The sequence below is a fragment of the Patescibacteria group bacterium genome (assembly GCA_041675205.1).
Taxonomy (GTDB): domain Bacteria; phylum Patescibacteriota; class Patescibacteriia; order GWA2-46-9; family GWA2-46-9; genus JBAYUF01.
This window is the reverse complement of record JBAYUF010000003.1, coordinates 14489-40099: the sequence shown is the minus strand read 5'-3', so window position 1 is coordinate 40099 and position 25611 is coordinate 14489. Positions and strand designations below refer to the sequence as shown.

The window sequence follows — 25611 nt, the reverse complement described above, 5'->3', positions numbered from 1 at the left end:
GCGCAGTTCTCTCTATAGAGACTTAGCGGCGAGCAGCGCCATATCAACTAATCGATTGGCGTACCCCCACTCGTTGTCATACCAGGCAATAACTTTTAAAAGATTTCCATCAATCACTTTTGTTAAAGAAAGGTCAACAATAGCAGAGTGCGAGTCACCGATAATATCTGTTGAAACAATCGGGTCGGTGGTTACCGCCAGAATACCTTCAAAACGAGGGGTGGCCGCGGCGGCTACAAAAGCGGCGTTTACTTCTTCAGCGGTGACGACACGCTTCGTGAGAAACGTGAAATCTGACAAAGAACCGACGGCGGTTGGGACGCGAATTGCCATACCGTCAAACTTGCCCGTTAAGCTCGGCAGTATTTTTGTGGTGGCTACGGCGGCGCCGGTCGAGGTCGGGACAATATTAATTCCGGCAGCGCGAGCCCGTCGCAAATCTTTATGCAGTGGAGGTACTGGACCGTCGACCAAATTTTGTTCGGCAGTATACGAATGTACGGTTGTAAGCGCCGCCTTCTCAATACCAAAGGCTTCTTCAATAATCGCACTCACCGGACCAACGCAGTTGGTTGTACACGAGGCATTAGAGATAATAGCGTCGTCCTGGTAAGTGTCCGCATTTACCCCGAATAGGTACGTTTTGGTCTCACCGCCCTTGGTAGGGGCCGAAACGATAACCCGACGAGCGCCGGCGGCAATGTGCGCCTTGGCCGCATCGTCAACCGTAAAACGACCAGTGCACTCAAGCACGACGTCAACGCGAAGTTCTGCCCACGGCAGCAAACTCGGATCTTTTTCGGTCAAGATGGGATAGCGCTTTTTGTCTATAAGAATCGCAGATTCATCAAACGACACGGGAAAAGACGCTCGGCCATAGACAGAGTCGTACTTTAAAAGCGTCGCCAAGGTTTCCGGGTCAGTCAAATCATTAATCGCAACCACTTCTACTTTTCGTTCTTGTAGAATTCTAAAAGCAGCGCGACCGATGCGCCCGAAGCCGTTAATGGCAACTTTTAGAGCCATGATTATTCTTCGCCAAGTGAGTAGCGAATGAACCGTTTAATTTGAATATTTTCGCCCATCTTGGCAGCAACGGCAGTAAGCATATCTTGAACGGTTACTGATTCGTCCTTAATAGACGGCTGCAGTAAGAGTACCGCTTCTTCGTAGTACTTGGCCAGGTTCCCTTCTAAAATCTTCTCAATAACCGCTTCATTCTTACCCGCCAGTTTGCCCGTCGTTTCCAAACGTTCACGGCCAAGATTTCTTTCGTGGATAAGCACATCTTCAGGCACGTCCAGCGTCGCGACATAACTTGGCGCAGTCGCCGCAACTTGTAGCGCCAAATCGTGAACGAAAGATTGAAATTCATCATTGCGAGCCACGAAATCTGTTTCGCAACGAACTTCGATGAGCACGCCGACGCGGCCGTTGGCATGAATGTAACTATGAACCAACCCTTCATTCGTCGCTCTATCAAGCTTCTTGGCTGCCTTTATCTGACCACGCTTTCGAAGCAGCTCTAACGCCTTTTCTTGATCGCCATCAGCTTCAATCAGTGCTTGCTGAATATCACTGACACCGGCGGCCGTAGCACGACGAAGGGCGATAATTGCTTCTTTCATACAAAAATTAAAAAGAGTACTAACCCACTACTCCGAACGAACACTTATTCTTTCGCAGCTGCAGCCGTGGCAATTCTGGTGCCTCTTTCAGCGATACCGTCACGAATAGCATCAACCGCCTGATCAATCATTAACTTCAAGGCACTAACCCCATCATCGTTGGCTGGAATTGGGTACTGCACGGTTCCAGGGTTCACGTTTGTGTCGCAAAGGGCCACAATCGGGACACCAACGCGAGTCGCCTCATGTACAGCCGTTCGCTCACGACGAACGTCGATGAGGAAAATAGCTTCTGGCAAACGCTCCAGGTTTGAAATACCACCAATAACGCCTTCCAGTCGGGCATACTCTCGCTGTCGTTCGAGTCGCTCTTTCTTCGTGTTATCAGCAAACCCATTTTCGCCAAGCAAACGACCAAGCTCCTTGTGGCGCGCAATCATTTTCCCGATAACAGCAAAGTTCGTGAGCATGCCACCAATCCAGCGGTCATGAACGTACGGCATATTAACTGATGAGGCGGCTTCTTTTACGTAATCCTGAATTTGCTTCTTCGTGCCGACAAATAGTATGGATCCCCCTTTGGCAACAGTTTCTCGAATAAAATCGAGCGCCTTGGCGAGCTGCTGCTGCGTGGCTTCTAGATTGATAATGTGGACACCTTGTCGGGAAGAAAATATAAAGGGTGCCATTTTTGGGTGCCACTTTGAGGTGAGATGACCAAAATGAACCCCGGCCTTTAACAGCTCGAGGAGGGTTGGCGAACCAGATTTCTTATTGGTGATGGTTTGTGACATACGTAGCGGAAAGGAAAATGCGAAAACGCTTGATGAATAAAAATGCCGCGACGCGGCTTTTACCGAGTACTGCAAGCGCAAATATCCTACCAAAGTGCCGAAAACTTGGCAAGTCTGATGACCGAGACCTCGTTCCGTACCAAAACTTGCCAATTACTAAGCACTTTGGTATTATCGCTCCACATTAAGATATACCTTATGAAACCAAAGATTCATCCAACATACTATCCAGAAGCAACGGTTACCTGCGTTTGCGGTAATACGTTTACCATTGGCGCGACAGCACAAACGTTACAAGTTGAACTTTGCAGTAACTGCCACCCTTTCTACACCGGTAAGCAGAAGCTGGTGGACACTGCCCGACGGGTCGACAGGTTCCAAAAGAGAATTGATGCGCAATCAACAGCAGCGGTCGGTAAAGTTGGTCGAAAAACCAAGCGCACCCTTCGTTCCGGTAAACGACAACGTAAGGTAGACGAATCACCAAAAACAGTCCTGGCAAAGAAGCGAACGAGCGCGGCCAAGTAGATTGGTCAGCGCAACTGGCTGCCGCACGTCGCAACCGTGAACGCGCCTCAAGAACAACAACTCCGCGAGCGACTCATTACGCTCGAAAACGAACTGGCTGAGCTCAGCACGGCCGGCAATTCTGTGGCGCTCAGACGAGCCTCTGAAGAACATCGTGAGGTTACCCGAGGCCTTGCCCTCTTCACAACCGCTCACACGTTGACACAAAGACTAGCCGAAGCTGAGACACTCATTCGCGACGAAGACGCGGAATTGCGTAACATAGCCGAAATTGAAGTTGAAGAATTGAAAATAAAACAAGCGGCGGCGCTCTTGGCGCTCGACGAGTATCTCCACCCGGCCGACCCGAGAGATAATAAAAACACAATTATCGAAATTCGAGCGGCGGCCGGTGGTGACGAGGCCGGCTTATTTGCTGGTGAATTGTTGCGCATGTACAACCGCTATGCGGAAACACACAACTGGCGCACCAGACTGCTCAGTTCCAGCAGCACGGGCATTGGCGGCTACAAAGAAGTCATTTTTGCTATCGAAGGTGAGCGTGTGTATAGCCGATTAAAATTCGAAAGCGGGGTCCATCGAGTACAACGGGTCCCTGACACCGAGAAAAGTGGTCGTATTCATACCTCCACCGCCACGGTGGCGGTGATGGCCGAAGCTGACGAAATTGATATAACGATTGACCCAAAAGATTTAGACATTAAAGCGTCGACGGCTGGTGGCCATGGCGGACAATCTGTTAACACAACCTACTCAGCCATCCGTATCCTGCACCGACCATCGGGCATTGTGGTGCAGTGCCAAGATGAACGAAACTTTCAGCAAAATAAGATTAAGGCTATGGAAGTACTCCGAGCTCGACTTTTTGCCGCTGAAAGCACGCGGCAGCAAATGGCCGAGGCCAGCGCTAGAAAAGAACAGGTCGGCACTGGCGAACGCTCAGAAAAAATTCGCACCTACAACGTTCCCCAAGATAGAGTGACCGACCATCGACTCAGCGATAATTTCAACGGCGTCCAGCGCATACTCGATGGCAACTTAGACGACATTATTGATCAACTCAAAATAGTAGAACGTGCCAAGCGCGAACGTACATAACTGCTATAAACTAGCAAAGCGCCTTGGTGTCCCCCATGCCGATGCAACGACGCTGCTCGCCGCTGCGCTTCATCGAGACACCATTGCAATTGTCGCCTACCCTGAGCTGCAACTGACACGCAGCCAACTAGTGCAGTTTGTGTGGCACTGCTGGCAATACCGACGAGGAAAGCCAATGGCCTACCTTTTGGGTGAACGTATTTTTTGTGATCGAAACTTCCTGGTAACTTCTCGCGTGCTTATTCCACGACCGGGAACCGAATTTTTGGTCGAGCAAGGATTAACATTTTGCAACGCTGCCCCAACAGGCACACCAATTATCGATATCGGAACCGGTAGTGGAAATATTATTATTTCCATAGCGGCAACTGTCGGCACTGCTGTCCCCTGCTACGGCATTGACGCTTCCCGAGCCGCACTACTCGTGGCAAAGAAAAATGCTCGTCGACATACTGTACCGAGCGTAACGTGGCTATTCGGCGACCTAATCGCGCCGCTCCGTGGTACGGCGGCTGATAAAGCGGACGGCCTAATACTCCTTGCAAATCTCCCCTACCTCCCAAAGTATGACTACGTAAACGCACCAAAAAGTGTTCGACGTTTTGAGCCACGTCGAGCGCTTGTTGCTGGCCACGACGGGCTCTATTACTATCGACGGCTTGTCGCTATGCTCGCAAAACGAAACGTGTCATCGCCACAAAGATTGTGGGCTTGTTGGGAAGCTGACGCTTGCAATACCGGTGCGCTGGCTCGACTGATTGTACGAACTTTTCCAACCGCTACTGTTAACGTAAAGCGCGATGCGGAGGGATACAAGCGCTACGTTATTTTTACTGTATAGAAATACTCCTCGACAATTGTCGAGGAGTATTTCAGGAAAGAAAACTATTGGATTAACTCTTCGCTGCCTCGGCAGTGTCAGTTTCTTGTTTCCCTTTCTTCTCAACTTCAACTTTTGTAACATCGGCTTCTGGAGCTGCCACAACCACTTCTTCAGCTCTCGGCGCTTGCACGGTAACGACAACCGCTTCAGGGTCCCCCTCAATGGTGACGCCACTCGGCGGAACAATCGTACCAATACGAATAGCGTCATCAATGGCGGTCAGCCCACCGAGATCAATGGTTAACTCGTGAATCAAATCAGCCGGAAGACAAGATACGCTCACGTGGTCGATGGCACGAACCAAAACCGCGCCCTGAGACTTTACAACCGGCGCTTCACCGACCAAGACCAAGGGAACGGTAACGGTAATGGCTTTGTTCATGTTCACTCGGTACAAATCAAAGTGCGCCAATTCACCACGCAATGGATCACGCTGCACATCATGAATAAGCGCAACCGTTGGCGACTGTTCATCAATGACTAAGTCAATCAACGTGCTCTCTCCGGCGGCAGTAAAAAGCTTTTCAAATACGCTGCGAGTAACAGAAACGCTAACCGCTTCAGCACCTTGTCCATATATAACACCAGGAATAACCCCCGAGGTGCGGAGGTCTGCATTCTTTTTACCAAAAACCGTCCGAGTGCGGACGGACAATGTCTGCCGTGTTGCCATAAATTAATTACGTTACAAGACTAACGAGAGAGCCACCAGTAGTTGCCTCATACAGAGCGAGGACGTCATCAGCGGATACTGCCTGAGAATCGGTCGTGAGCACTTCATCGCTCGTTAGATCCGTCAGAACACCGACTGAATTAACACCGAACATATTTGCGAATATCAATGCCACAACGGCACTTTTGCACTTTACGCACGGCACGTGCAGAAGGTAGGCGTCTTCTCGCTCGGCAATCACCTTTGCGGCGCTCGGTTGATACCGAGTTTGACACAGAGGACAGCGAGCCATGAGGCGAAATCCCTCATGAAAGAACGGCCGCTCTAAATCGTGCATGGGCATATAAAGTACTGACCTACCGTACCAGCGGACTCGTGAGGTGTCAAGATAACGAATTCGGGGCAGGCTACAGCTGTAGCCTGCCCCGATGTTTCAAATCCCCTCTCGGTTAACGCCGTCCTCCTACGGCGTCGGTTCTGTTACCTGACCATTCGTCGCCCGAAACTCACGCAACCGCTCGAGCTTGTTCAAGCCGCTGACATAGGCCTCCAAAGCAGCCATCGTCACGTCAGTATGAACTCCCACACCTCGCACGACTGTGCCATCCAACTTAAGTACAACCACGGCTTGACCCATGGCGTCGGTGGCCCGACCAATCGTACGCAGTTGAAAATCCAGCAGTTGCGGATCCAAGTGCGTAATGTCCTGAACCGCCGCAAAAGCCGCATCGATGATGCCGTCGCCGTCTCGCTCAAGGTCATGCTCTTGGCCATTGACAACCAAAAACACATGAGCCGTCGGCGATCGGTGCGCAGAGTTCAAGGCAGTACTGCCAAAAGCAGACCGCAGAACAAAACGCTCACAATCGCTCGGACCAACCAGTAGCGCCAACAACTCAGCGTCGTCGATGCCATGACTCCCGCGTTTTGCTTCGGCCAACGCCTTGAATCTTTCGAGTACCAAATTCATGTCGACGCCGTCCAGGTCGACCCCCAAGGCTCGCAACCTGTCATTGATTCCTTTCCGACCCGAGTGCTTACCCAGAACGAGCTCATCGATGGGCCGACCGATGCGGGCTGGCGACATGATTTCGTACGTCGCCCGATTTGCCAAAACACCATCTTGGTGAATGCCAGCCTCGTGCGCGAAGGCGTTAGCCCCCACAACCGGCTTGTTCATGGGTATTGGAAAACCGATGGTTTGCGACAGTTCCTGACAGGCTCGCCACAAACCCGTGGTATGAACGTGCGTGGCGATACCGAACCGATCTTGTCTCGTATCAAGCGCCATCACCACTTCCTCAAGCGCAGTGTTGCCACACCGCTCACCAATCCCGAGCAGCGTACACTCGACCTGGCGTGCACCACCTTGAACAGCCGCCAAACTTTTCGCCACTGCCAAGCCGAGGTCGTCATGAACGTGGGCACTCCATGTCACGTGATGACATGGTCGCCGCTTGTTGCACGCGCAAACCCGGGCTTGCTGAAGCAAGTTCCGAAAAAGCGCCCGGTAGTCGTCCACGGTGGCGTAGCCGGTCGTGTCGGGAACGTTGCACACCGTAGCCCCAGCCCGAATCAGTGCCTTGTAGAATTCCACCAGACGATCCGGCGAAGTTCTCGTCGCATCTTCCGCCGAGACCTCGATGTGCCCCACAAATTGCTTGGCGTACTCCACTGCCTCGACCATCTGCGAAAGTGCCTCCTCAAACGGGATGACCAACTTCTCCCGCAGATGAAGTTCCGACGTGGCAATGAAGAGGTGAATTCCAGGATGCGCAGCATCTTTGACCGCTGCAAGGGCCATATCGATGTCATCTCGACGTGTCCGAGCCAGGCTCAAAATGACGGGGCTGTTAGATTCACGACCCACTGCCGCAACCACTGCCCGAATCGCTTCGGGTTCACCAGCCCGCGCGGCCGCAAACCCCGCCTCAATGACGCTGACCCCCAAGTCGGCGATGACCGCAGCCATCCGCACCTTTTCCTGCGCACCCATGGTGCAGCCCGGCGCCTGTTCGCCGTCACGCAAGGTAGTATCGAAAATCCGAACGTAATCTTGACTCTGTTCCACTTCAATCATGTTCCTTCCTCTCCCTCACCACCTGTTTCACAGATGGTCCTGTGCTCACTGCTCAATTGTGAAAAAACCTTCCGGATACAAATCAGCCCCTCACGCGTGGTGAAGGGCTGAAGGGTAGGTACTTTTAAATAAAGTTACACACCATTCAACACTCCACCCTGGGTAAGGGTAAGAGGAAGAGGAAGACTAAGAAGCAAATTATTTTGGAAGCGAATAATCATAGTTGCGAAAAGCCTAGCGAATGTGAACTTTACTGTCAACCTAACGCCACTTGGGAAACTTGATACCCTCGTGAACCTTCCCTGCGGGCAATACTCTCCACCACACCAAATAGCGCCAGATGAACGAGTAAAGCGCTCCCGCCGGCCGAGAGTAATGGGAAGGGAATACCGACAACTGGCATAAGCCCCATAGACATACCCGCATTCACAAAAACTTCCGTGGTTAAAAGCACCAGTACCCCCAAAACAAAGAAGGCGCCAAACCAGTCTTGGCAGCGATTGAGTAAAATGTAGAGGCGAAAAAATATCAAACCCATTAAGCCGAAAACAACTACGACGCCGGCGAAACCGAGCTGCTCGGCGACAGCGGCAAATATGAAGTCGGTTTCCACCTCGGGCAAAAATTTCAACTGACTCTGTGACCCTTGCCCTAATCCCCGACCAAACACTTGACCAGAGCCAACAGCTATCGTCGCTTGACGAACGTTATAGCTAGCAGCGGTATCGGCATTAGGCGCAAAAAAAGTTCGAATACGATCGCGCTGGTACGGGACAAATAAAAAGAACCAGGCAATTCCAAAAATAACAGCGCTAACGGTAACTAACGTAACAAGGTAACGACGCTTAACCCCAATCACGAGTACCGTGCCGACCCACAAAGACAAAAGCACAGCCGCCGAACCAAAATCTGGTTGCAAAAGAACAGGTACAACGAGTAGCCCAATCAACGTGACGCTTTGTAAAAGATTTCGGGTGCGGTTAAGTTCCCGTGCTCGCAGAGAAAAAAAACTTGCCAGCGCCAGCACGGCCGCAAACTTGGCTATCTCTACTGGCTGAAATTGCAATCCGGCTACACTCAACCAACCACGCGTACCGTTAATAACGCGGCCAAAAATGAGCGTAGAAAACAACAGCAGTACTGTTGCCAAAAATGTCCAACGACTCAACCACTGCCAAAGTTGAAAATCAAACGCACTCAAAATAATAAAAATACCGAGGCCGAGAACCGCCACCCAGAGCTGCTTTGTGAAAACAGCAAAATCACCATCGGACCGTGCCGCACCGATGCTGTAGAGCGTAACCAAACTCACCGCTAACAAAATAACGATTCCTAAGGCCAAAAACCAATCAAACTTTCCAACCCGACCGCGAAACGCACCTAACATAGTTTAGAAGCGCATCAATTCACCTGGTTGGTCCATGATGTTTGTTTGGTCCACGACATTAACATCTGGCACAACGAGCGCTTTCGTTACGCCCACAATTGCCGAATAGAAATTGACCGCAATCGTTCGTTCAGCGCCAGGGGCAACCTGCTCGACACGCAACATATTGGCGGCAACTGCCTGGTCGCCCTGCAACAGTACAACCGTAAAACCGACTGTCCAAAAACCATAGGCGCTATCATTTTTTGCTATAAACTGCACACGGCTCGGCGTGGCTCCGCTCGAGACCCCCCCGCTGCCAGGAATATAAGTGACATCCCGTACAACAAATTCCGGTACTCGTTCTTTGTATGCAGCGACATCTCGTATCCGTTGCCAACGTATAGTTGTGATACTCAAATCAATGGCCCCACTGGGGCTGCTCGCCGCAGCCGGGGCAATAGCAAAACGCTCGCTATCAGGCAAAACCTGCGTTGTACCTGATACTTCTCCCACCCGATACGTTACCCAAGCCACCCACTGCGGGTTTGCATTAACAAACTTTAAAAGCACGTCGAATCGACCATTGTTACCACTGCCAGCTAAAGCCACCACCACTGGCGCCGGGAGTGGTTTCGGTGCCATCACTGCATGAAGCTGTGTAACATCAACACTTCTCGTTAAACTTCGTTCCATGGCCACATCTCTGGCGCGCGACAGAACAAAATAATCGAGAACGCTATAGCCACTGAAAAGGAGTGCCGCTGCTTCGACAATAACAACAAACCCAATTATAGATTGACGGAGCGTATCGCGATGCAGCGCCCAAAACGTTGCCCACCGAAGCCACCGTTCATTGAGTGCTGGATTTTCGATTGAAGGTATCATGTTAAAAAAATTGTACCACGTTTTTTGATACTATACGCCCATATTGTATCCACGAATCGTTTACGGGTGGCTTCTGGCTATGCTAGAATACTGTTACTGAATAACTTCCAAGAAATGGCTCAAGATACAGAAAAGCGCAAAGCAGGAAATGCTCCTGACTCCCAAAGCTACACTGCGAAACAAATAACCGTCCTTGAGGGTCTCGACCCGGTCCGCAAACGACCGGGTATGTACATTGGTAATACTGCCAGTGAAGGTCTCCACCACCTGATTTGGGAAGTTGTGGACAACGGCATTGACGAAGCCATGGCGGGATTTGCCACTCGCATCACGGTACGGCTACTCCCAGGAAACGAAGTTGAAGTCATAGACAACGGACGCGGTATTCCAATTGATATTCACAAGCAGACCAAAAAGTCAGCCCTCGAAACAGTCCTCACCACGCTTCATGCTGGCGGTAAATTCGGCGATGGTGGTTATAAAGTATCAGGTGGTCTGCACGGTGTTGGTGTTTCCGTTGTAAATGCTCTCTCCTCAAAATTGCGAGCCGAAGTACGCCGTGAGGGCATCATCTATGCCCAGGATTACGAGCGCGGTAAACCAACCGGAAAAGTAAAGCCTGTCGGCAAAACAACCAAAGCCGAAACGGGCACCACCATTCGCTTTGCGCCCGACGACCAGATATTCACCGTCACCGAATTCTCATTGAAAGAAATACTGAGTCACCTCCGGCAACAGGCCTACTTGACCAAAGGCGTTACTATTCGCGTCATTGATGAACGAAAACCACTGCCCAGTGCGACCGTGGCAAACGCCAATGCCTATACCTTCTACTTTGAAGGTGGCGTTGCGTCTTATGTGAGGCACCTGAACCACTTAAAAACACCGAAACACGAAAACATCTTCTATATAGAGAAGGAAGTTGATGACGTCTTGGTTGAGGTGGCTGTGCAGTACAACGACGAATACAATGAAACACTCTTTGCTTTTGCGAATAACATCTACAACCCGGAAGGCGGCACTCACGTTGCTGGTTTCCGCACTGCGCTAACCCGCGCCATCAATGCCTACGCCCGTCGTAAAAATTTTCTTAAAGAAAAGGATGAAAACCTGCAGGGTGAAGATCTCCGTGAAGGCCTGACCGCTGTCATTAGTGTAAAAGTACGAGATCCACAATTTGAAGGGCAAACAAAAGCCAAACTTGGTAATGCTGAGGTGCGCTCAATTGTTGATACAGTATACGGCGACGCCTTTGCTACCTACCTTGAAGAGCACCCTCGAGACGCAGAGGCAATTGTTGGAAAAGTGACGCTGGCCGCCCAAGCCCGGCTGGCTGCTCGGGCAGCTCGTGCCTCAGTGCTCCGTAAAGGTGCCTTGGAAGGATTCATGTTGCCCGGTAAGCTGGCTGACTGTTCCAGCAAAGACGCCACCAAATCAGAACTCTTTATTGTTGAGGGTGATAGCGCCGGCGGCAGCGCCAAACAAGGCAGGAGCCGAGAAAACCAGGCAATTTTACCGCTCCGTGGAAAAATATTGAACGTTGAAAAAGCGCGACTCGATAAAATGCTGGCCAACAACGAAATTAAATCGCTCATTATTGCGATGGGTACGAATATTGGTGAACAGTTCGATATCGAAAAATTGCGCTATCACAAAATTGTCATCATGACCGATGCTGATGTTGACGGCGCCCACATTCGTACCTTGCTCCTTACCCTTTTCTACCGATACTTCCCCGCCCTTGTGAATCAGGGTCACATCTATATCGCGCAGCCGCCCCTGTACAAAGTATCCCGAGGTAAAGAATCGTACTACTGCTACAGTGACGCAGAGCTGGATGCGTTGCGCAGTGAGCTCATCGCTGAAGCTGCCGCGAAATCTCCTAAAGCAAAAAAGAAAGAAACAAAAGACACTGATGAAGAGTCTGAGGCAGTGGACGAAATAAAGCTTAACATCCAACGATACAAAGGACTTGGTGAAATGAATGCCGAACAACTATGGGAAACAACCATGGATCCCGCCCGTCGCATTTTGCGACAAGTTACAATAGACGACGCAGAAAAAGCCGATGCCACCTTCATTGTGCTCATGGGTTCAGAGGTTGCCCCCCGAAAGCACTTCATCCAAACCCATGCCAAAGCAGTTAAAAACTTGGATGTTTAGACATTTTAGCAGTGAGCGGCATACGCTTGCCAAAGGCAAGAACATCTGGTAGAGTCGTGAATGAACCCCCGTTTCGGGGGGTTTTAAAATCCGAACAATTCGATGACAAATCCTATCATCAATTACTTCAAAACATCGTGGATGGAGCTCAAAAAGGTCACCTGGCCAACTCGAGCTGTCGCCACCCAACACGCACTCCTCGTTGTGGCAGTAAGCGCCATTGTGGCAGTGTTCTTTGGTATCGTTGATTACCTACTCACCCTGGGCTTAGCTCGGCTGTTGTAAATATGACAAAGCAGATTGGCGACCAAGGGCGACGATGGTACGTACTGCACACCTATTCAGGGTATGAAGAGAACGTTGAAAGAAATTTAAAGCAACGGGTCGAAACCTTGGGGCTTGAAGACAAAATCTTCAACATACTGATTCCGACTGAGAAAAAAATTAAAATCCGAAACGGTCGTCGACGGGTGGTGACTGAAAAGATTTTCCCGGGGTATGTGCTTGTTGAAATGATGGTCACAGATGATTCTTGGTACGTTGTTCGTAACACACCAAACGTCACCGGGTTTATTGGTACTGGCACCACGCCAACCGCGTTGTCTGAAGAAGAGGTGAAAGGAATACAAAAGAGAATGGGTATTGAAGAGCCAAAATATACCATCGACGTTACGCCCGATACAGCGGTAAAAATAACCGACGGGCCGTTCAAAGACTTTGAAGGAAAAGTGGCCAGCGTTGACGATATTCGTGGAAAAGTACGGGTGCTCGTTTCAATGTTCGGCCGAGAAACCCCCGTCGAGTTAGACTTCCTCCAAATCCAAAAAGTGTAATCACCCGTATTTAACATCACTATGGCAAAGAAGATTAAGACAATTATCAAGCTGCAAATCACCGCTGGTAAGGCCAACCCCGCTCCACCAGTTGGTCCGGCGCTTGGTCAGCATGGTGTCAACATCCAAGAATTCTGTACCAAATTTAACGCAGCGACCCAAGATCGCGGTGACGATGTTACCCCAGTCGAAATTACTGTTTTCGAGGATCGAACCTACACCTTCATCTTAAAGACATCCCCTGCTTCGGTGTTAATCAAAAAAGCAGCCGGCGTGGCGAAGGGTTCTGGCAAGCCACTGCAAGAGAAGGTGGGTAAGATTAGCAAGGCGCAACTAAGAGAAATTGCTGAAAAGAAAATGAGCGACCTCAATACCACCAGTATTGAATCAGCCATGAACACTATTCAAGGCACAGCCCGACAAATGGGCATTACCGTCGAGTAACAAATCATTAATCGTGGGAGTTCATTTAGAACGTTTGTACCACTAACCTCTATTTTATGGCCACAAAAGGCAAGCGACACCAGCAGAACGTAAAGAAGGTTGAAAAACGACCTTATCAGCCAACAGAAGCTATTGAGCTCTTGAAGACACTTGGCCAAGCCAAGTTCACTGAATCAGTGGAAGTTCACGTGCGACTTAGTGTTGACACCAAACAGGGTGACCAACAGGTTCGTGGCACGGTAACGTTGCCGCACAGCACTGGAAAAACGAAACGAGTGGCTGTTTTCGCCGAAGGTGAATCAGAATTGGCGGCCAAGCAAGCTGGCGCAGACATTGTTGGCGCCAAAGACCTCATCGACACCATCCGCACCACCGGCAAGTGTGATTTCGACGTTGCTGTTGCGACGCCAGACATAATGGCGCAACTAGCCGCAATTGCCAAAATCCTTGGCCCTCGCGGTCTCATGCCTTCGCCAAAAAACGAAACGGTTACAAAGAACGTTGGAAAAGCGGTCACGGAACTGAAGGCCGGTAAAATCGCTTTCAAAAACGATGACACGGCCAATGTTCATCAGCTTATCGGCAAAATCTCACAACCAACGTCTGAATTAGTAGAAAACTTCAATGCCTTCCTCGAAGCATTGCGTCGAGCGAAGCCCGCTAGCGCGAAGGGTGGCTACATTATCGCAACAACACTAACGACCACCATGGGGCCTGGTGTCAACATTACCCTGGCGTAATACAAACAGTCTTTCCACCAGAAAACCGGCCCCCGTGGCCGGTTTTCTGCTACCCGCGCATCTGGTACACTTCTCCAATGGAAAAGAAGTCGACTCCAATCATTATTGGTCTTGCTGGCGCTAAGGGGTCTGGCAAAGGTACTGTTGCAAAGTATCTAAAAAATCACTACGGCGCTACCGTTGTTTCTAGCCCGGACATACTCAGTGATATTCTCCACCGCATTGGTCAAGGGCAAACCAGAGTACATCAAATTATTTTGGCTCAAACATTGCGTAAGACGTTTGGCGAAGCTGCCATCGGTATAGCGGTTGCCGCTGTCATTGACCAATTGCCCAAAAAGAGTCGACGCCTCATCGTCATTGATAACATCCGACCGCTAGCTGACTGGACACCGTGGCAAAAAAATCGGCGCGCCTACCTTGTGGCACTGCATGCGGATGTAAAGTTACGATTCGCACGCGTAGAACGGCGAGGAAGAACGGCTGACGAACGAAGTCTCACGTATGCTCGTTTTTTGGCTGAAGAAAAATTAGCAACTGAAACAGCCGTCATTGCTAAAACCAGTAGCCATGCTGCCTTCCATATAGACACCAACGGATCCCTAACTGACGTTAAGCGCCAAGTCGACTTGCTCGCACGTAAACTAGGACTATAACTCTATGGCACTTCCCTACCAAAAAATCCAATCGATGCTTCTTGACAAGGCAATCACGGGAACAATGCCAATCACTGAAGCACAAGTGCAACCAGCGTCGCTAGACTGCACGCTGGGCAGTAAAGCCTACCGTATCTCATCTGGCTTTTTACCCAAAGAAAACGAGACGGTTAGCGAGCTACTAAAAAAGCGAACGCTCTACGAATTTACCATTACCCCGGGAACAATTCTTGAAACGAATACGCCGTACATCATCGAGTTAAATGAGCAGCTCCGTCTCCCTCATGACATCGGTGCCATGGCGAACCCCAAAAGCTCCATCGGACGGGTGGATGTATTTGTTCGTGTTCTAACAGACCGCAACCCACAGTACGACTTCATTCCTGCTGGGTACACCGGACCCTTATATCTAGAAATTATTCCTCTCACCTTCGCCATTCGCGTTGCGCCGGGGCTAGCCATGACACAAATTCGGTTCCGACACAATTCGGAGGTGCTTCCAACTGCTGATGAGTTACTCGCGTTCCACAAGCAAGACGGCATACTTATGGACGTCAATGGAAAACCACTGCCACCAGAAGAGCTTCGGCTCCGCGGTAACGTACTGTCTTTTACCGTTGACCTAACAGGCAGTGCCATCGTTGGATATAAGGCACAGCATTACGTCGACCGTCTACTCGACCTCAGTGCCATCGGTGTACACGATGCCACTGCATTCTGGACCCCCATCGAGCGTCAAACTTCAGGTGAGTTAATTCTCGAACCAAATTCATTCTATATTTTAGCCACCAAAGAACGAGTGCGCATACCGGCGTATCTTGCGGCAGAAATCATGCCGTACGACCCCTCTACCGGCGAACTACGATCACACTATGCTGGATTTTTTGACCCCGGATTTGGCTGTGGCACCGACGGCACCATGAAGGGAAATATTGTTGTATTAGAAGTGCGAGCCCATAGTGCTCCTTTCCGTTTAACAGATGGCCAAGTAATCTGTAAAATGATGTTCGAGCGAGTACTAGAGAAACCAACCAAACTCTACGGTGCGGCTGCCGGATCCACCTATACCGACACGGCGATTCGTCTCAGTAAATATTTTTCTTGACCACATGCCTAGCAACATCCCGAACGAAAAAGCGCCGCAAGCAAGCAGAGACATATTCGCAATAAGCGGTTTGCCACCAGAGGTCTTAGCTGTGGCGATGGCTAAATACAGCCGTTCAAAACAATCGATTCGCGATACAATCGACGAACTCACTGAAGAAAAGTCTGCTGAATTCCATGAAAAATGGGTCATCGGTTACGGAGACGCCTCAGTGGCTGACATGGCAGTTATTGCTATTGCCTGTGAAAACGTTTCCATGATTGCTTCAAAAGCGATTGAAGACACTCGCCTGGCTTCGTTCCAAGAAAAATCCACCCGCTATGTCGATTTTGATACGTCTCGCTACCATCGCCCAACAAACTTGACTGAGAGTGACGCCGCGACGTACGAAACAGCCATACAGCAACTGCTGGCTACATATGAAGAGCTCCTTAGTCCGGCTATCGCATACCTACGAGGGCGCTTTCAGAAACCGGAAGACAAAACGGAAACTATCTATGAAGCAAAGCTAAAAGCACGCTCGCTTGACGCTGTTCGTTATCTCCTACCAACAGCCACGCTGACGAACTTCGGAATGATAATGAACGCCCGTTCACTTCGGCACCTTATTTCAAAGCTGAAAGGAAGTGACTACCAAGAGATTCGCGAACTTGGGGAAGCAATTCAGAAAGCCGCCCTTGAATCGGCCTACAATCCACAAACGAAGAAATTACAACCGCACCTTGATGAGCTCATCGCCATGGGAGAGAAAGGTGAAGCATTGGCAAATGAACTGACAAAACTCTCCTCACTTCAGGTTAAGGGGGCACCGACCTTAATTAAATATACCGACCCACTACCCTACTACAGTCGTAGCAAAGAACTATTACGTGCATACGCTACTACGTTAACGGCAAACAGTGTTCCAGACACCGTGCCACGCGTCGACTATATTGAACCGCACAGTTACGAAGATGAGCTTTTAACCACGCTACTCTACCCAGAAACAATACTTCCCTACCGGCAGCTCTTAAAACTCGTCCAGGTCATACCTCAAGAACAGCAGGCTACCTTGTTACGGGCAGTGGCCAACGAACGAGGCGTACACGACCAACCAAAGCGAGAATACGAAATTGGCGGGCAGTTCATTTTTGACACACTCATGGATTACGGGGCGTTTCGTGATTTACAACGCCACCGCATGACTACTCAAATTCACCAGCCACTTACCGCTGCGCATGGCTATGAGGTGCCATTCGAGCTAGAAGAAGCTGGTGTTGTCGACCGGTACCACGAAATGATTACCATGGCCATAAACACCCATACTGAACTTAAGAAGCGCATTGGCGTCGATGCTGACTACCTCTTACCACTCGCATGTAAAAAACGGACGCTCTTCAAAATGAATTTACGCGAGCTCTATCATATGATTGAATTACGCAGCAAACCGGGTGGCCATATGTCATACAGAACAATCGTCTTAGATATGTACAACCTCGTCAAAGCCCGACACCCGCTACTCGTTGAAGATTTACGAATTGTTATACCCGACTACGATGCCGACTTCTTCAAACGCTAAGGGCCGACTTATTGTCATCGATGGCACCGATGGCACCGGCAAAACAACGCAAACAAAACTTTTAGTTACGCGACTTCGCGCCGCTGGCAAAAAGGTTGCCATCGCCGACTTCCCCCGCTACGGGCTACCATCTGCATATTTTGTCGAGCAGTATCTTAACGGCCGCTATGGTGCGGCGGCAACCGTTGACCCGCACGCTGCTTCACTCTTCTATGCGCTTGACCGATACGACGCAAAACGCATGCTCCTTAGAGAACTTGCGGCAGGAAAAATTGTGGTTTCAAATAGATATGTCAGCGCCAATATGGGGCACCAGGGTGGTAAAATTACGAACGCTAGTAAGCGAAGGGAATTCTTTCGCTGGCTCGACTGGCTTGAACATGATTTACTTGGCTTACCACGACCCGACAAAACAATACTGCTGCACGTACCGGCCGCCATGGCGCAGCGGCTCGTAGACAGAAAGGGCCGACGGGACTACATTCGACGAAAACGTGATATTCACGAAGCAGACCTTGGGCACCTTAAAGCCGCCGAACAAACCTTCTTGACCATGGCAAAGCAGTTCTCGGGTTTCTCGGTCATTAATTGCATAGAAAAACAACAGCTACTCACCCCTCTTGAGGTTCACGAGAAGATCTGGGACACTGTCCGCACCATTGTTTAATACATATGTCCAAACTTATCCCCGTCATCGGCATGGAAGTACACACTGAGCTGAAAACAGCCAGTAAGATGTTTTGCCGTTGCCCAAATGGCGCCGGTCTCGATGTACCAGCAAATACTAACGTCTGCCCGGTCTGCTTGGCTCATCCAGGCGCACTACCAGTCGCTAACCGCGAAGCAATTAAGCTGGTGGTAAAGGTTGGGCTGGCGATAAGCGGCAAAATTGCTTCAGTATCAAAGTTTGATCGTAAAAACTACTTCTACCCCGACCTACCAAAGGGGTACCAAATTAGTCAGTACGACCAACCGCTGGTGGCTGGTGGCACATTATCAGCCAACGACCGCGATATTGCCATTACCCGCATTCACTTGGAAGAAGACACTGGAAAGCTGCAACATCCAACTGGTGCGAACTACTCCTACGTTGATTTCAATCGAGCCAGCGTACCACTCATGGAACTCGTGACCGAACCTGCTGTTCGCTCATCAACCGAAGCGAAACGATTTTGCCAAGAACTGCAATTGCTATTGCGAACGCTGGACGTTTCTGATGCCGACATGGAAAAAGGACAAATGCGTTGCGAGGCAAATATTTCACTCATGGCCGAAACAAAAGAATGGAAACCAGAAAACTTTGGCACGAAAGTGGAAGTTAAAAATCTTAACTCTTTCCGGGCAGTCGAACGAGCAATTGAATTCGAGATTAAGCGACAAACCGAAGTTCTGAACAGTGGTGGAACCGTGCTGCAAGAAACGCGGGGCTGGGACGACGCTGGCCAAAAAACCTATTCGCAGCGCACCAAGGAATCCGCCCATGACTACCGTTATTTCCCTGACCCAGATCTCACACCAATCACACTCTTTGATGAGGGAGAAATAGCAATAGCCGACGGCATTGACGTGGCGGCTTTACGGCGAACACTGCCGGAATTACCGCAGGCGAAACGACATCGATTCATGGCCGACCTTGGGTTAAGCGCTGAAGACGCGCTGCTACTGAGTAGCGATGCTGAACTGGCACTGTTTGTAGAAACCGTGGCGGTCTCCATACGTTCTTGGTTACCCACGCTTGACGACGTTTCTGGAACTGAAGAAGAAATCTGGGCAGGCGCTAAAGCAAAAGTTGGTAAGCTCGTCGGTGGCTGGATGACAAGTGAACTCTTTAAGCTCCTCCGTGAACACAACCTAACACTAAAAACCGCAAAACTAACCCCAGGGCAATTTACAGATTTTCTTAAACTTATCTATTTACGAAGAGTAAATAGTTCAGCCGGGCAGGTCATATTAAGCGAAATGGTTTTAACGGGCAGTGATCCTGAGACTATCCTCGCTGAAAAAGACCTCAGCCAAACAAACGACACCGCATCCTTAGACCAAACCGTGCAGTCAGTCATCAATGCGAACGAAGGACCGGCCAACGAGTATAAAAACGGAAAGGATAACGTTTTACAATTTTTAGTTGGCCAGGGCATGAAAGCCTCTAAAGGTAAGGCAAACCCGGAAGCCCTGGCTGAACGCATCCAAAAGGCACTCCGAGGCTAAAGCAGGTACCTGAAAAATAACGCAGATTGGTTCTTGACCGCAGTTGCAACCCCTGCTAGCATACGCCAAGGTATGCGAATAGCTAAGCGTCCCAAAATTTCGCGGAATAGCAACAGGATCTAGAGAAGACCCCAATTGGGGCCTTTTTTTTAGGCCAAAAAAGCAAAACGGAGGAAAGAATCCATGAGCACTTTGACAACCAATCGCCCATTCGAAGCCGCATTTAACGAAAAAAGCCTAGGCGACCGCTGGCTCGTGATAGCTGCGCTCGTTGACTTCGTCACACGGGCGAACGAGGCTCAACTCGCGGCAGTAGCTGCATTCGCGGCTAGCGAGCCAATTACCACGCCGGTGTTTGCTGAGTCGCTGCCCTGCACACAGTTCAGAATAGCAACCACTGCTGTTGAGGAGGTGCAAGATGCCGGCGCCATTCACACTCAAGCGCTCCGAGCTACGGCAACCAGTAGCGTCTGCATCGAGACACTCGCACAGCTGGCATACTGCTGCACGCTCAGCGCACCCCCGAAACACGCCGCTGAACTGCTTCAGGAACTCGTGCGCATTGCTCGCACAATGCCTCGAGCACCCAAGTACGAACTCTCAACGCCACTCCTCGTCATGATGGCGGACGCACCCAGCGTCTACGACCAAAACGCAGTCCGCTACGGCGACTACGCCGAATCGGTCGAAGTGAGGCGACACATTATGAACGGCGCAGTGCTCCTGCGCAAAAACCCCGGAGTGGCAACGCCGCTCTATGAAGGCCGATCACCATGATCGGCCTTCTCCCAACTACGAAAGAAACTTTCGAACGAGTGCAATAGCTGACTCTTCGCTACTCGTCCACTGAATCCGTTTATCTTTTTTCCACCACGTCATCTGGCGCCTAGCATACTGATAGCTTTTTGTTACTATTTTTTCTTCGCACTCTTCGCGCGTCATGATTCCATGAATATGCGCTATCAGTGCGTCACACCCTATGCTTGTCATGACAGTCGACGCCGAAGGATATCGCAGCAGCAAGCTTTTTGTTTCTTCAACTACTCCCGCCGCAAACATTTCTGAAACTCGCGCTGCAATTTTTCTACGCAGCTCCACTCTGTCGATCGTGATTCCGATGCGGAGCACATTGTACTTTGGCGTACTTTTTTCCCGAGCAACAGCCGACCAATTCCCTAAACTGTAAGCCACCTCAAGCGCTCGCATAATTCTCCGCGGATTTACAACATCTACCACCGTGAGCGCCGCTGGGTCTTTTTTACTAAGTCGACGAACAAGTGCTCCCAAACCTTCACGAGCGTAGATTTCTTGAAGCTCAAGGCGCAGTACCGGATCAGGCGACACTGACGGCATCTGCCAGTTATCAAGCACTGCATCAATGTATAATGCCGTACCACCAACAAGTATGGGTAGCGCCTTATGTTCATGGATTTCAGCTATAATCGCTTCCGCATCATGCTTGAATGTTTTGACACTATAGGTTTCAGTAGGCTCAACGAAATTAACCAAATGCTGCACTATGCCAGCGGGAGGCTGCAGGATGCCTGTCAAAATCTGCATTCCTTTATACACCTGTCGAGAATCAGCCGAAATAAGTTCGCCACCAAAAGACTTGGCTAAGGTAACGGCCAACGCCGACTTTCCGGACGCTGTTGGCCCTAAAATTACAACAACTTTTTTCTCATGCATCACGCCATACTAGCCTAACCCCCGCATCTACTCAAGCATTGAAAAAACCCCTTTCGGGGTTCATTAGTTTTTATATTGGCTATTTGCCACTGGCCATTTGCTAACCTAAATATTCGCCCAGAGCACTAACGAGGCAAACAACGTAGCAGATGACGTTAAGAAAAGGAAATTTGCATCAATAAATTGCCACCACTGTTTCAAAGGAGTTGTCTCAAGAACTGGCATTACTACTTGCCATGTTCCCATCAAAAGCTCACGCATTTTTATTTTTTCTTACTTTTATTTTACGAACAGTAACTAGTATACCGCATCTAAACGAAAAAATCAATGGCTGTGCGGCGCGAGAGTCCCCTTTCTCTCGCGCCGCCACACTCCCCCCTTGTTACCTTGTCGGCAACTTCACTCCAGCAACCATGATGAATTCGAAAGCGTCGACCATGGCTATCCAGCTTGCCTCCACCACGCTGGTCGCCACCCCTGTGGTCCGGAAGTGCCAATCACCGAACTCCCAGTCAACAAATGCCTGTACGCGAACCGCTGAACCACTCTCCTGGCCCCGCCGAACCACCACGTGGTAGTCACCAAGTACGAGGTCATTTACGCAAGCGCCGACCACCTTGCGCAGTGCGTTGTCCAGCGCATTGATGGGACCGTCTCCGTCACCGGCGACATGATGGTCTTCACCTTCGTATTGCAACATGATAGTTGCCGTGACAGCACCAGCATCGGGGGGCTCATGCGCCTCAATCACCCGATACTTCTTCACCATAAAAGGCGGCACGTACCCCGGCTCCATGCGCGCCATCCACATTCCAAGCGACACCGCCTCATCACGATTGAACGTGCCCGCAATAAGGGTCTCGGCAATGACGACTGCCGCGTTACCGCCTGTCCCGACCAAATCCACTTTCCCAAGCTCACTAAAACCGACGGTTCTCATTTCACCACCTTTCCTCTACCGTAGTTGTGAATGTGCAAGGAACAATTCCCGCACCCCAATATCTCGCCGTTTCGACGGATACAAAACACCAGCCCCGGTGAAGGGCTGGCGTTGAAACTCAAGATACTCTTTAGCTACAGCGCAAACCTTCCACCCTCTTCGGGTTGGCTAATAATAATGCTAATGATGTAGCTGCTGGATTGGTATTGCATACTTCTCGTCTACCCTATCAAACTGGCTTCGCAACGTCAACGGCTACATCTTTACGCTCTTTAATCTCATCCGCTAGTCTTTTCTGAAAGTCGGCTAAGGTGATTTGTAGTAACTCTCTTGAGCCGCGTACGCGAACTGACAACATCGTGCTGCTATCCCACGTGCCGCTTACGGGTGCTTCCTTGTCACCAATGACAAGTGCGTAGGGCATTTTTTCGGCAACTGACCGTCGAATCTTGTTGCCGACCGTATCCCCACTTGCGTCTAGTGCTACCCGAATACCAACCGCCTCGAGTATCTCAACTAATGAACGACACGCTTCAAGATGCGTTTCACTAACTGACAGCACGGCAACCTGTACTGGGGAAAGCCACACTGGAAAGGCGCCAGCAAAATGTTCGATGATGATACCAACGAAACGCTCCAACGAACCGTACACAACGCGATGAATTGCTACGGGCGTTTTCTTTTCCCCCGAAGCATCAGTGTAGTGTAAATTGAAACGACGTGGTTGTTGAAAATCGAGCTGAATCGTTCCCATCTGCCACTCTCGACCAATTGCATCCTTCATAAGGATGTCTATCTTTGGGCCATAGAAAGCACCATCGCCGTCCTGTATAACAAACGGCTTACCACTTTCTTTCAAAATTTCTTGCAACACTGCCTCCGCTTGATTCCACGTCTCAATGTCTCCCATGAATTTCTCTGGGCGTGTACCAAGTCGAAAGGAATAGTTGAGACCGAAGATGGTATAGAATCGCTCTACAATCGAAAAAACGGCTCTATATTCAGATGCGATTTGTTCTTCAGTTACAAAAATATGCGCGTCATCTTGACGGAACTCTCGTACCCGCAGTAACCCATTTAAGGTACCGGAAAGCTCATTTCGATGCAGTGTATCAGTGTCAGATAAACGAAGCGGCAAATCCCGATAGCTTCGGCCGCGTGAGCCAAAAACTACCATGGCATTTGGGCAATTCATTGCCTTAATACCGTACTCTTCACCATCCTTTGTCTTTGCCACAAACATATCGGGCCAGTAATGCTCGTAATGCCCTGAAGTTTCGTACAGTTCCCGCTTATTCAAGATTGGAGAAACAATCTCTTGATACCCGCGCTGTCGATGCTCTTCTCGCCAAAAGTTGATAAGTTCATTATAAAGCGTTGTGCCTTTCGGCAACCAGTAAGGCATCCCTGGTGCTGTCTCGTGAAAGAAAAACAGCTCAAGCTCTTGTCCAAGCCGTCGGTGGTCCCGCTTCTCGGCCTCTGCCAACATTGTTTGGTGTGCTTCTAGCTCTTGCGGCGTCATAAACGCCAAGCCATAAATCCTCGTCAATTGATCATTTTTTTCATCCCCTCGCCAGTACGCACCAGCGACCTTACTTAAAGAAAAAGAATCTGGATGAATCGTTGATGCATCGTCAACGTGGCCACCTCGACACAAATCAGTAAATGTTCCTGAGGTATATAGCGTAATCGGTTCACCCCGACTGGTAATTTCATCTATAAGCTCGAGCTTATATGGGTTACCCAGGAAACGAGCACGGGCCGCTTCAGGTGTTACCTCCTCGTGCGTAAACGTCGACCACGTGCCGAGCAAGTGTCGCATGGTGGCTTCAATCTTCTCTAAATCATCTTCGCTCACCCCGCCTGGTACAAAAGCATCGTAGTAAAAACCATGCTCAACAGCTGGGCCAATGGCCAGCTTTGTACCAGGATAAAGTTCTAGAAGTGACGCACCCAAAAGATGTGCCAACGAGTGGCGGAGCGCTTGTAACTCTTCAAGTGTATGTACTTTTTCCATAATCTAAAAAAGAAAAACCCAACATCACTGTTCGTGACCTTGGGCTCCGAGTAGTCGGAGGGTTCCACCCAAATTTCCGCCATACTGTAGGCGGACACTTAGAAATTGTCTGCCAGCTTAGCCCAATACGGGGGAACACGGCGTTGGTAGCGCCATCAATCGCTAGCAACAAAAGTGTAACCAGGGAATTAAGAATGGTCAACTAGCGAAATTCGACGTGGATGCGACTTGGTAATCGCGGTAGCTGACGTTGCCAGTAGGGCGAAACGGACACGGCGACATTAGCCACACCCTCAAAATTTTGCAAGAACTCCTGAATTTCCTTCGGAGTCGCACCCACAAAATTTACTGGTGAAAATATTGAACTACCACGATCAATGCCTGCTTCAACTTGCGCCTGACCGGTCAGCGTGGCTGATCGTTTTACGGCGTCAAACGACTCAATTTCATACTTTCGACTGTCCGGAACTATTGTTACGTTGCCTCCCGCCTGAGTAATAATGAGTGCATCCAAAAATTCTTTTTTAAACGCTACCGCCGTAATCCGAGTTTCAAGGGATACCGAGAACGAACGAGCCTTCGCACCAGGCTTTTCTGATACGGTCTCCTGCGTCACCACGGTAACGTAATCTTGCTCAGCCAAGTCCCCCTCAGCGACACTGCTCATCAGCTCGTCTTTCGTTTGCTGCCTGATGCGTTGCAGTAACGTCTGCCGTGCATTCTCAATATCTTGTTCAGTAACAACCTGCTCATCTGCGCCACCTAACACCATTGCAACGTCAGACGTCGCATATATCTGCGACTGTAGCGTGTCAGCAAGACCCGGGATAGTAAAACGACTGGCACCAAGTAAAAACTGCTCACCCAAACTGTCGGCTTTAACCACGGCCTTTACCTCACCACCGGCGGGTACCCGAACCGCTTCCACTAAACGAAAGAGTTCGCCACTTGGCCCCAGGAACCGAGTTGTTGCCACGAGCGGCTGATCGCGATTCGCTTCGTTATGAATATTTACAACCCCACCGGCGTATTCACTCAACTGTGTGGGAGTCGAAACAGTAAACGTGTCAGACATCGTCGCTGTTGATTCAAAGAACGTGGCAGCAACCGAACCACTCGGAACAGCAGCCCCTATTACGTTTTCTTGTAGGGGAATCTGGAAAGACACATCTTTTTGAATTGGTGTTAGCGTGACTTGAATGCGAGCACGGGACAACGCCGTGTACACCACAAAACCGAGCAGCACAACAGTTAGCAACACAAACGTAATAGCAATATTGCGCAATGCGCGGGTACGATCGGGCAGAAATTCTTCCATAT

26 protein-coding genes and 1 pseudogene are annotated in these 25611 nt (G+C 50.0%); 14 read left to right on the top strand and 13 right to left on the bottom strand.

Translation table 11 applies throughout. From position 1 onward, the window contains the following. Positions 1-12: 12 nt before the first annotated feature. From gap to rpsB, 3 genes are read right to left on the bottom strand one after another with little or no spacing between them, the layout of a single operon-like run. Positions 13-1026: a type I glyceraldehyde-3-phosphate dehydrogenase gene (gap, locus tag WC052_02355; protein ID MFA7286479.1), complete on the bottom strand. Its 1014-nt coding sequence runs from the start codon at positions 1024-1026 to the stop codon at positions 13-15. A 2-nt stretch (positions 1027-1028) separates the two neighbouring features. Beyond that, complete coding sequence (locus WC052_02350; GenBank protein ID MFA7286478.1) at positions 1029-1628, bottom strand: translation elongation factor Ts; 600 nt, start codon at positions 1626-1628, stop codon at positions 1029-1031. A gap of 44 nt (positions 1629-1672) precedes the next feature. Next, on the bottom strand, positions 1673-2422 hold the full coding sequence (gene rpsB / locus WC052_02345) for a 30S ribosomal protein S2 (GenBank protein MFA7286477.1): 750 nt from the start codon (positions 2420-2422) through the stop codon (positions 1673-1675). Between the two features lie 198 nt (positions 2423-2620). On the opposite strand from rpsB, the pseudogene rpmE reads away from it, so the two are divergent. From rpmE to WC052_02330, 3 genes and pseudogenes are all read left to right on the top strand, one after another. After that, a pseudogene (gene rpmE, locus WC052_02340) lies at positions 2621-2821 on the top strand (50S ribosomal protein L31). Positions 2822-2986: 165 nt separating this feature from the next. Then, positions 2987-4048: a peptide chain release factor 1 gene (gene prfA, locus WC052_02335; GenBank protein MFA7286476.1), complete on the top strand. Its 1062-nt coding sequence runs from the start codon at positions 2987-2989 to the stop codon at positions 4046-4048. After that, complete coding sequence (locus tag WC052_02330) at positions 4026-4889, top strand: HemK family protein methyltransferase (protein ID MFA7286475.1); 864 nt, start codon at positions 4026-4028, stop codon at positions 4887-4889. The genes prfA and WC052_02330 overlap by 23 nt, the downstream gene beginning before the upstream one ends. A gap of 52 nt (positions 4890-4941) precedes the next feature. On the opposite strand, the gene WC052_02325 is transcribed toward WC052_02330, so the two are convergent. The 5 genes from WC052_02325 to WC052_02305 all read right to left on the bottom strand — a co-directional run bounded on the left by WC052_02325 (position 4942) and on the right by WC052_02305 (position 9938). Next, complete coding sequence (locus WC052_02325) at positions 4942-5604, bottom strand: 50S ribosomal protein L25 (protein MFA7286474.1); 663 nt, start codon at positions 5602-5604, stop codon at positions 4942-4944. A 7-nt stretch (positions 5605-5611) separates the two neighbouring features. Next, positions 5612-5947, bottom strand: coding sequence for a hypothetical protein (locus tag WC052_02320; protein MFA7286473.1), 336 nt, complete (start codon positions 5945-5947; stop codon positions 5612-5614). A gap of 120 nt (positions 5948-6067) precedes the next feature. Further along, the gene (locus tag WC052_02315; GenBank protein ID MFA7286472.1) at positions 6068-7684 is read right to left on the bottom strand and encodes a 2-isopropylmalate synthase; all 1617 of its coding nucleotides are present in this window, start codon (positions 7682-7684) and stop codon (positions 6068-6070) included. Between the two features lie 256 nt (positions 7685-7940). After that, on the bottom strand, positions 7941-9071 hold the full coding sequence (locus tag WC052_02310; GenBank protein MFA7286471.1) for an FtsW/RodA/SpoVE family cell cycle protein: 1131 nt from the start codon (positions 9069-9071) through the stop codon (positions 7941-7943). A 3-nt stretch (positions 9072-9074) separates the two neighbouring features. Further along, positions 9075-9938 (bottom strand): hypothetical protein, encoded by an 864-nt coding sequence (locus WC052_02305; protein MFA7286470.1) that lies wholly within the window; start codon positions 9936-9938, stop codon positions 9075-9077. 114 nt (positions 9939-10052) lie between these two features. On the opposite strand from WC052_02305, the gene gyrB reads away from it, so the two are divergent. The 11 genes from gyrB (at position 10053) to WC052_02250 (ending at position 20422) form a co-directional block, all read left to right on the top strand. Continuing rightward, complete coding sequence (gene gyrB / locus WC052_02300; protein ID MFA7286469.1) at positions 10053-12101, top strand: DNA topoisomerase (ATP-hydrolyzing) subunit B; 2049 nt, start codon at positions 10053-10055, stop codon at positions 12099-12101. Positions 12102-12203: 102 nt separating this feature from the next. Then, positions 12204-12386 carry a preprotein translocase subunit SecE gene (gene secE, locus WC052_02295; GenBank protein ID MFA7286468.1) on the top strand — a complete coding sequence of 61 codons (183 nt, stop codon included), beginning with the start codon at positions 12204-12206 and terminating at the stop codon, positions 12384-12386. Between the two features lie 2 nt (positions 12387-12388). Further along, complete coding sequence (gene nusG / locus WC052_02290; GenBank protein ID MFA7286467.1) at positions 12389-12934, top strand: transcription termination/antitermination protein NusG; 546 nt, start codon at positions 12389-12391, stop codon at positions 12932-12934. Positions 12935-12955: 21 nt separating this feature from the next. Then, the gene (rplK, locus tag WC052_02285) at positions 12956-13378 is read left to right on the top strand and encodes a 50S ribosomal protein L11 (protein MFA7286466.1); all 423 of its coding nucleotides are present in this window, start codon (positions 12956-12958) and stop codon (positions 13376-13378) included. Between the two features lie 56 nt (positions 13379-13434). Then, the gene (gene rplA / locus WC052_02280; protein ID MFA7286465.1) at positions 13435-14118 is read left to right on the top strand and encodes a 50S ribosomal protein L1; all 684 of its coding nucleotides are present in this window, start codon (positions 13435-13437) and stop codon (positions 14116-14118) included. Between the two features lie 77 nt (positions 14119-14195). Next, positions 14196-14774: an AAA family ATPase gene (locus WC052_02275; GenBank protein ID MFA7286464.1), complete on the top strand. Its 579-nt coding sequence runs from the start codon at positions 14196-14198 to the stop codon at positions 14772-14774. A 4-nt stretch (positions 14775-14778) separates the two neighbouring features. Next, positions 14779-15879 (top strand): 2'-deoxycytidine 5'-triphosphate deaminase, encoded by a 1101-nt coding sequence (locus WC052_02270; protein ID MFA7286463.1) that lies wholly within the window; start codon positions 14779-14781, stop codon positions 15877-15879. A gap of 4 nt (positions 15880-15883) precedes the next feature. Beyond that, positions 15884-17437, top strand: coding sequence for an FAD-dependent thymidylate synthase (locus tag WC052_02265; GenBank protein ID MFA7286462.1), 1554 nt, complete (start codon positions 15884-15886; stop codon positions 17435-17437). Beyond that, the gene (locus WC052_02260) at positions 17415-18104 is read left to right on the top strand and encodes a type IV secretion system DNA-binding domain-containing protein (protein ID MFA7286461.1); all 690 of its coding nucleotides are present in this window, start codon (positions 17415-17417) and stop codon (positions 18102-18104) included. Before WC052_02265 ends, WC052_02260 begins: the two co-directional genes overlap by 23 nt. 5 nt (positions 18105-18109) lie before the next feature. Beyond that, positions 18110-19645, top strand: a complete 1536-nt coding sequence (gene gatB, locus WC052_02255; GenBank protein MFA7286460.1) for an Asp-tRNA(Asn)/Glu-tRNA(Gln) amidotransferase subunit GatB — start codon at positions 18110-18112, stop codon at positions 19643-19645. Positions 19646-19828: 183 nt separating this feature from the next. Continuing rightward, a complete protein-coding gene (locus WC052_02250) occupies positions 19829-20422 on the top strand; it encodes a hypothetical protein (protein MFA7286459.1) in 594 nt (197 codons plus the stop codon). 15 nt (positions 20423-20437) lie between these two features. On the opposite strand, the gene miaA is transcribed toward WC052_02250, so the two are convergent. The 5 genes from miaA to WC052_02225 all read right to left on the bottom strand — a co-directional run bounded on the left by miaA (position 20438) and on the right by WC052_02225 (position 25609). Further along, positions 20438-21334: a tRNA (adenosine(37)-N6)-dimethylallyltransferase MiaA gene (gene miaA / locus WC052_02245; protein ID MFA7286458.1), complete on the bottom strand. Its 897-nt coding sequence runs from the start codon at positions 21332-21334 to the stop codon at positions 20438-20440. 105 nt (positions 21335-21439) lie between these two features. Further along, entirely contained in the window at positions 21440-21580 is a 141-nt protein-coding gene (locus WC052_02240) for a hypothetical protein (GenBank protein ID MFA7286457.1), read from the bottom strand. 136 nt (positions 21581-21716) lie between these two features. Further along, positions 21717-22274, bottom strand: a complete 558-nt coding sequence (locus WC052_02235; protein ID MFA7286456.1) for an alpha-isopropylmalate synthase regulatory domain-containing protein — start codon at positions 22272-22274, stop codon at positions 21717-21719. Positions 22275-22503: 229 nt separating this feature from the next. Then, positions 22504-24291 carry a threonine--tRNA ligase gene (thrS, locus tag WC052_02230; protein ID MFA7286455.1) on the bottom strand — a complete coding sequence of 596 codons (1788 nt, stop codon included), beginning with the start codon at positions 24289-24291 and terminating at the stop codon, positions 22504-22506. A gap of 202 nt (positions 24292-24493) precedes the next feature. After that, positions 24494-25609, bottom strand: a complete 1116-nt coding sequence (locus WC052_02225; protein MFA7286454.1) for a hypothetical protein — start codon at positions 25607-25609, stop codon at positions 24494-24496. Positions 25610-25611 lie beyond the last annotated feature (2 nt).

Bases quoted from the DNA above. Each gene is read 5' to 3' on its own strand.
- nusG (MFA7286467.1), top strand. From the start codon at position 12,389: ATGACAAAGCAGATTGGCGACCAAGGGCGACGATGGTACGTACTGCAC.
- WC052_02305 (MFA7286470.1), bottom strand. From the start codon at position 9,938: ATGATACCTTCAATCGAAAATCCAGCACTCAATGAACGGTGGCTTCGG.
- WC052_02235 (MFA7286456.1), bottom strand. From the start codon at position 22,274: ATGAGAACCGTCGGTTTTAGTGAGCTTGGGAAAGTGGATTTGGTCGGG.
- rplA (MFA7286465.1), top strand. From the start codon at position 13,435: ATGGCCACAAAAGGCAAGCGACACCAGCAGAACGTAAAGAAGGTTGAA.
- gatB (MFA7286460.1), top strand. From the start codon at position 18,110: ATGTCCAAACTTATCCCCGTCATCGGCATGGAAGTACACACTGAGCTG.
- WC052_02240 (MFA7286457.1), bottom strand. From the start codon at position 21,580: ATGGGAACATGGCAAGTAGTAATGCCAGTTCTTGAGACAACTCCTTTG.
- secE (MFA7286468.1), top strand. From the start codon at position 12,204: ATGACAAATCCTATCATCAATTACTTCAAAACATCGTGGATGGAGCTC.
- WC052_02320 (MFA7286473.1), bottom strand. From the start codon at position 5,947: ATGCCCATGCACGATTTAGAGCGGCCGTTCTTTCATGAGGGATTTCGC.
- WC052_02325 (MFA7286474.1), bottom strand. From the start codon at position 5,604: ATGGCAACACGGCAGACATTGTCCGTCCGCACTCGGACGGTTTTTGGT.
- WC052_02310 (MFA7286471.1), bottom strand. From the start codon at position 9,071: ATGTTAGGTGCGTTTCGCGGTCGGGTTGGAAAGTTTGATTGGTTTTTG.
- thrS (MFA7286455.1), bottom strand. From the start codon at position 24,291: ATGGAAAAAGTACATACACTTGAAGAGTTACAAGCGCTCCGCCACTCG.
- WC052_02350 (MFA7286478.1), bottom strand. From the start codon at position 1,628: ATGAAAGAAGCAATTATCGCCCTTCGTCGTGCTACGGCCGCCGGTGTC.
- WC052_02315 (MFA7286472.1), bottom strand. From the start codon at position 7,684: ATGATTGAAGTGGAACAGAGTCAAGATTACGTTCGGATTTTCGATACT.
- WC052_02260 (MFA7286461.1), top strand. From the start codon at position 17,415: ATGCCGACTTCTTCAAACGCTAAGGGCCGACTTATTGTCATCGATGGC.
- rpsB (MFA7286477.1), bottom strand. From the start codon at position 2,422: ATGTCACAAACCATCACCAATAAGAAATCTGGTTCGCCAACCCTCCTC.
- WC052_02250 (MFA7286459.1), top strand. From the start codon at position 19,829: ATGAGCACTTTGACAACCAATCGCCCATTCGAAGCCGCATTTAACGAA.
- WC052_02265 (MFA7286462.1), top strand. From the start codon at position 15,884: ATGCCTAGCAACATCCCGAACGAAAAAGCGCCGCAAGCAAGCAGAGAC.
- WC052_02275 (MFA7286464.1), top strand. From the start codon at position 14,196: ATGGAAAAGAAGTCGACTCCAATCATTATTGGTCTTGCTGGCGCTAAG.
- rplK (MFA7286466.1), top strand. From the start codon at position 12,956: ATGGCAAAGAAGATTAAGACAATTATCAAGCTGCAAATCACCGCTGGT.
- miaA (MFA7286458.1), bottom strand. From the start codon at position 21,334: ATGCATGAGAAAAAAGTTGTTGTAATTTTAGGGCCAACAGCGTCCGGA.
- gyrB (MFA7286469.1), top strand. From the start codon at position 10,053: ATGGCTCAAGATACAGAAAAGCGCAAAGCAGGAAATGCTCCTGACTCC.
- WC052_02270 (MFA7286463.1), top strand. From the start codon at position 14,779: ATGGCACTTCCCTACCAAAAAATCCAATCGATGCTTCTTGACAAGGCA.
- gap (MFA7286479.1), bottom strand. From the start codon at position 1,026: ATGGCTCTAAAAGTTGCCATTAACGGCTTCGGGCGCATCGGTCGCGCT.
- WC052_02225 (MFA7286454.1), bottom strand. From the start codon at position 25,609: ATGGAAGAATTTCTGCCCGATCGTACCCGCGCATTGCGCAATATTGCT.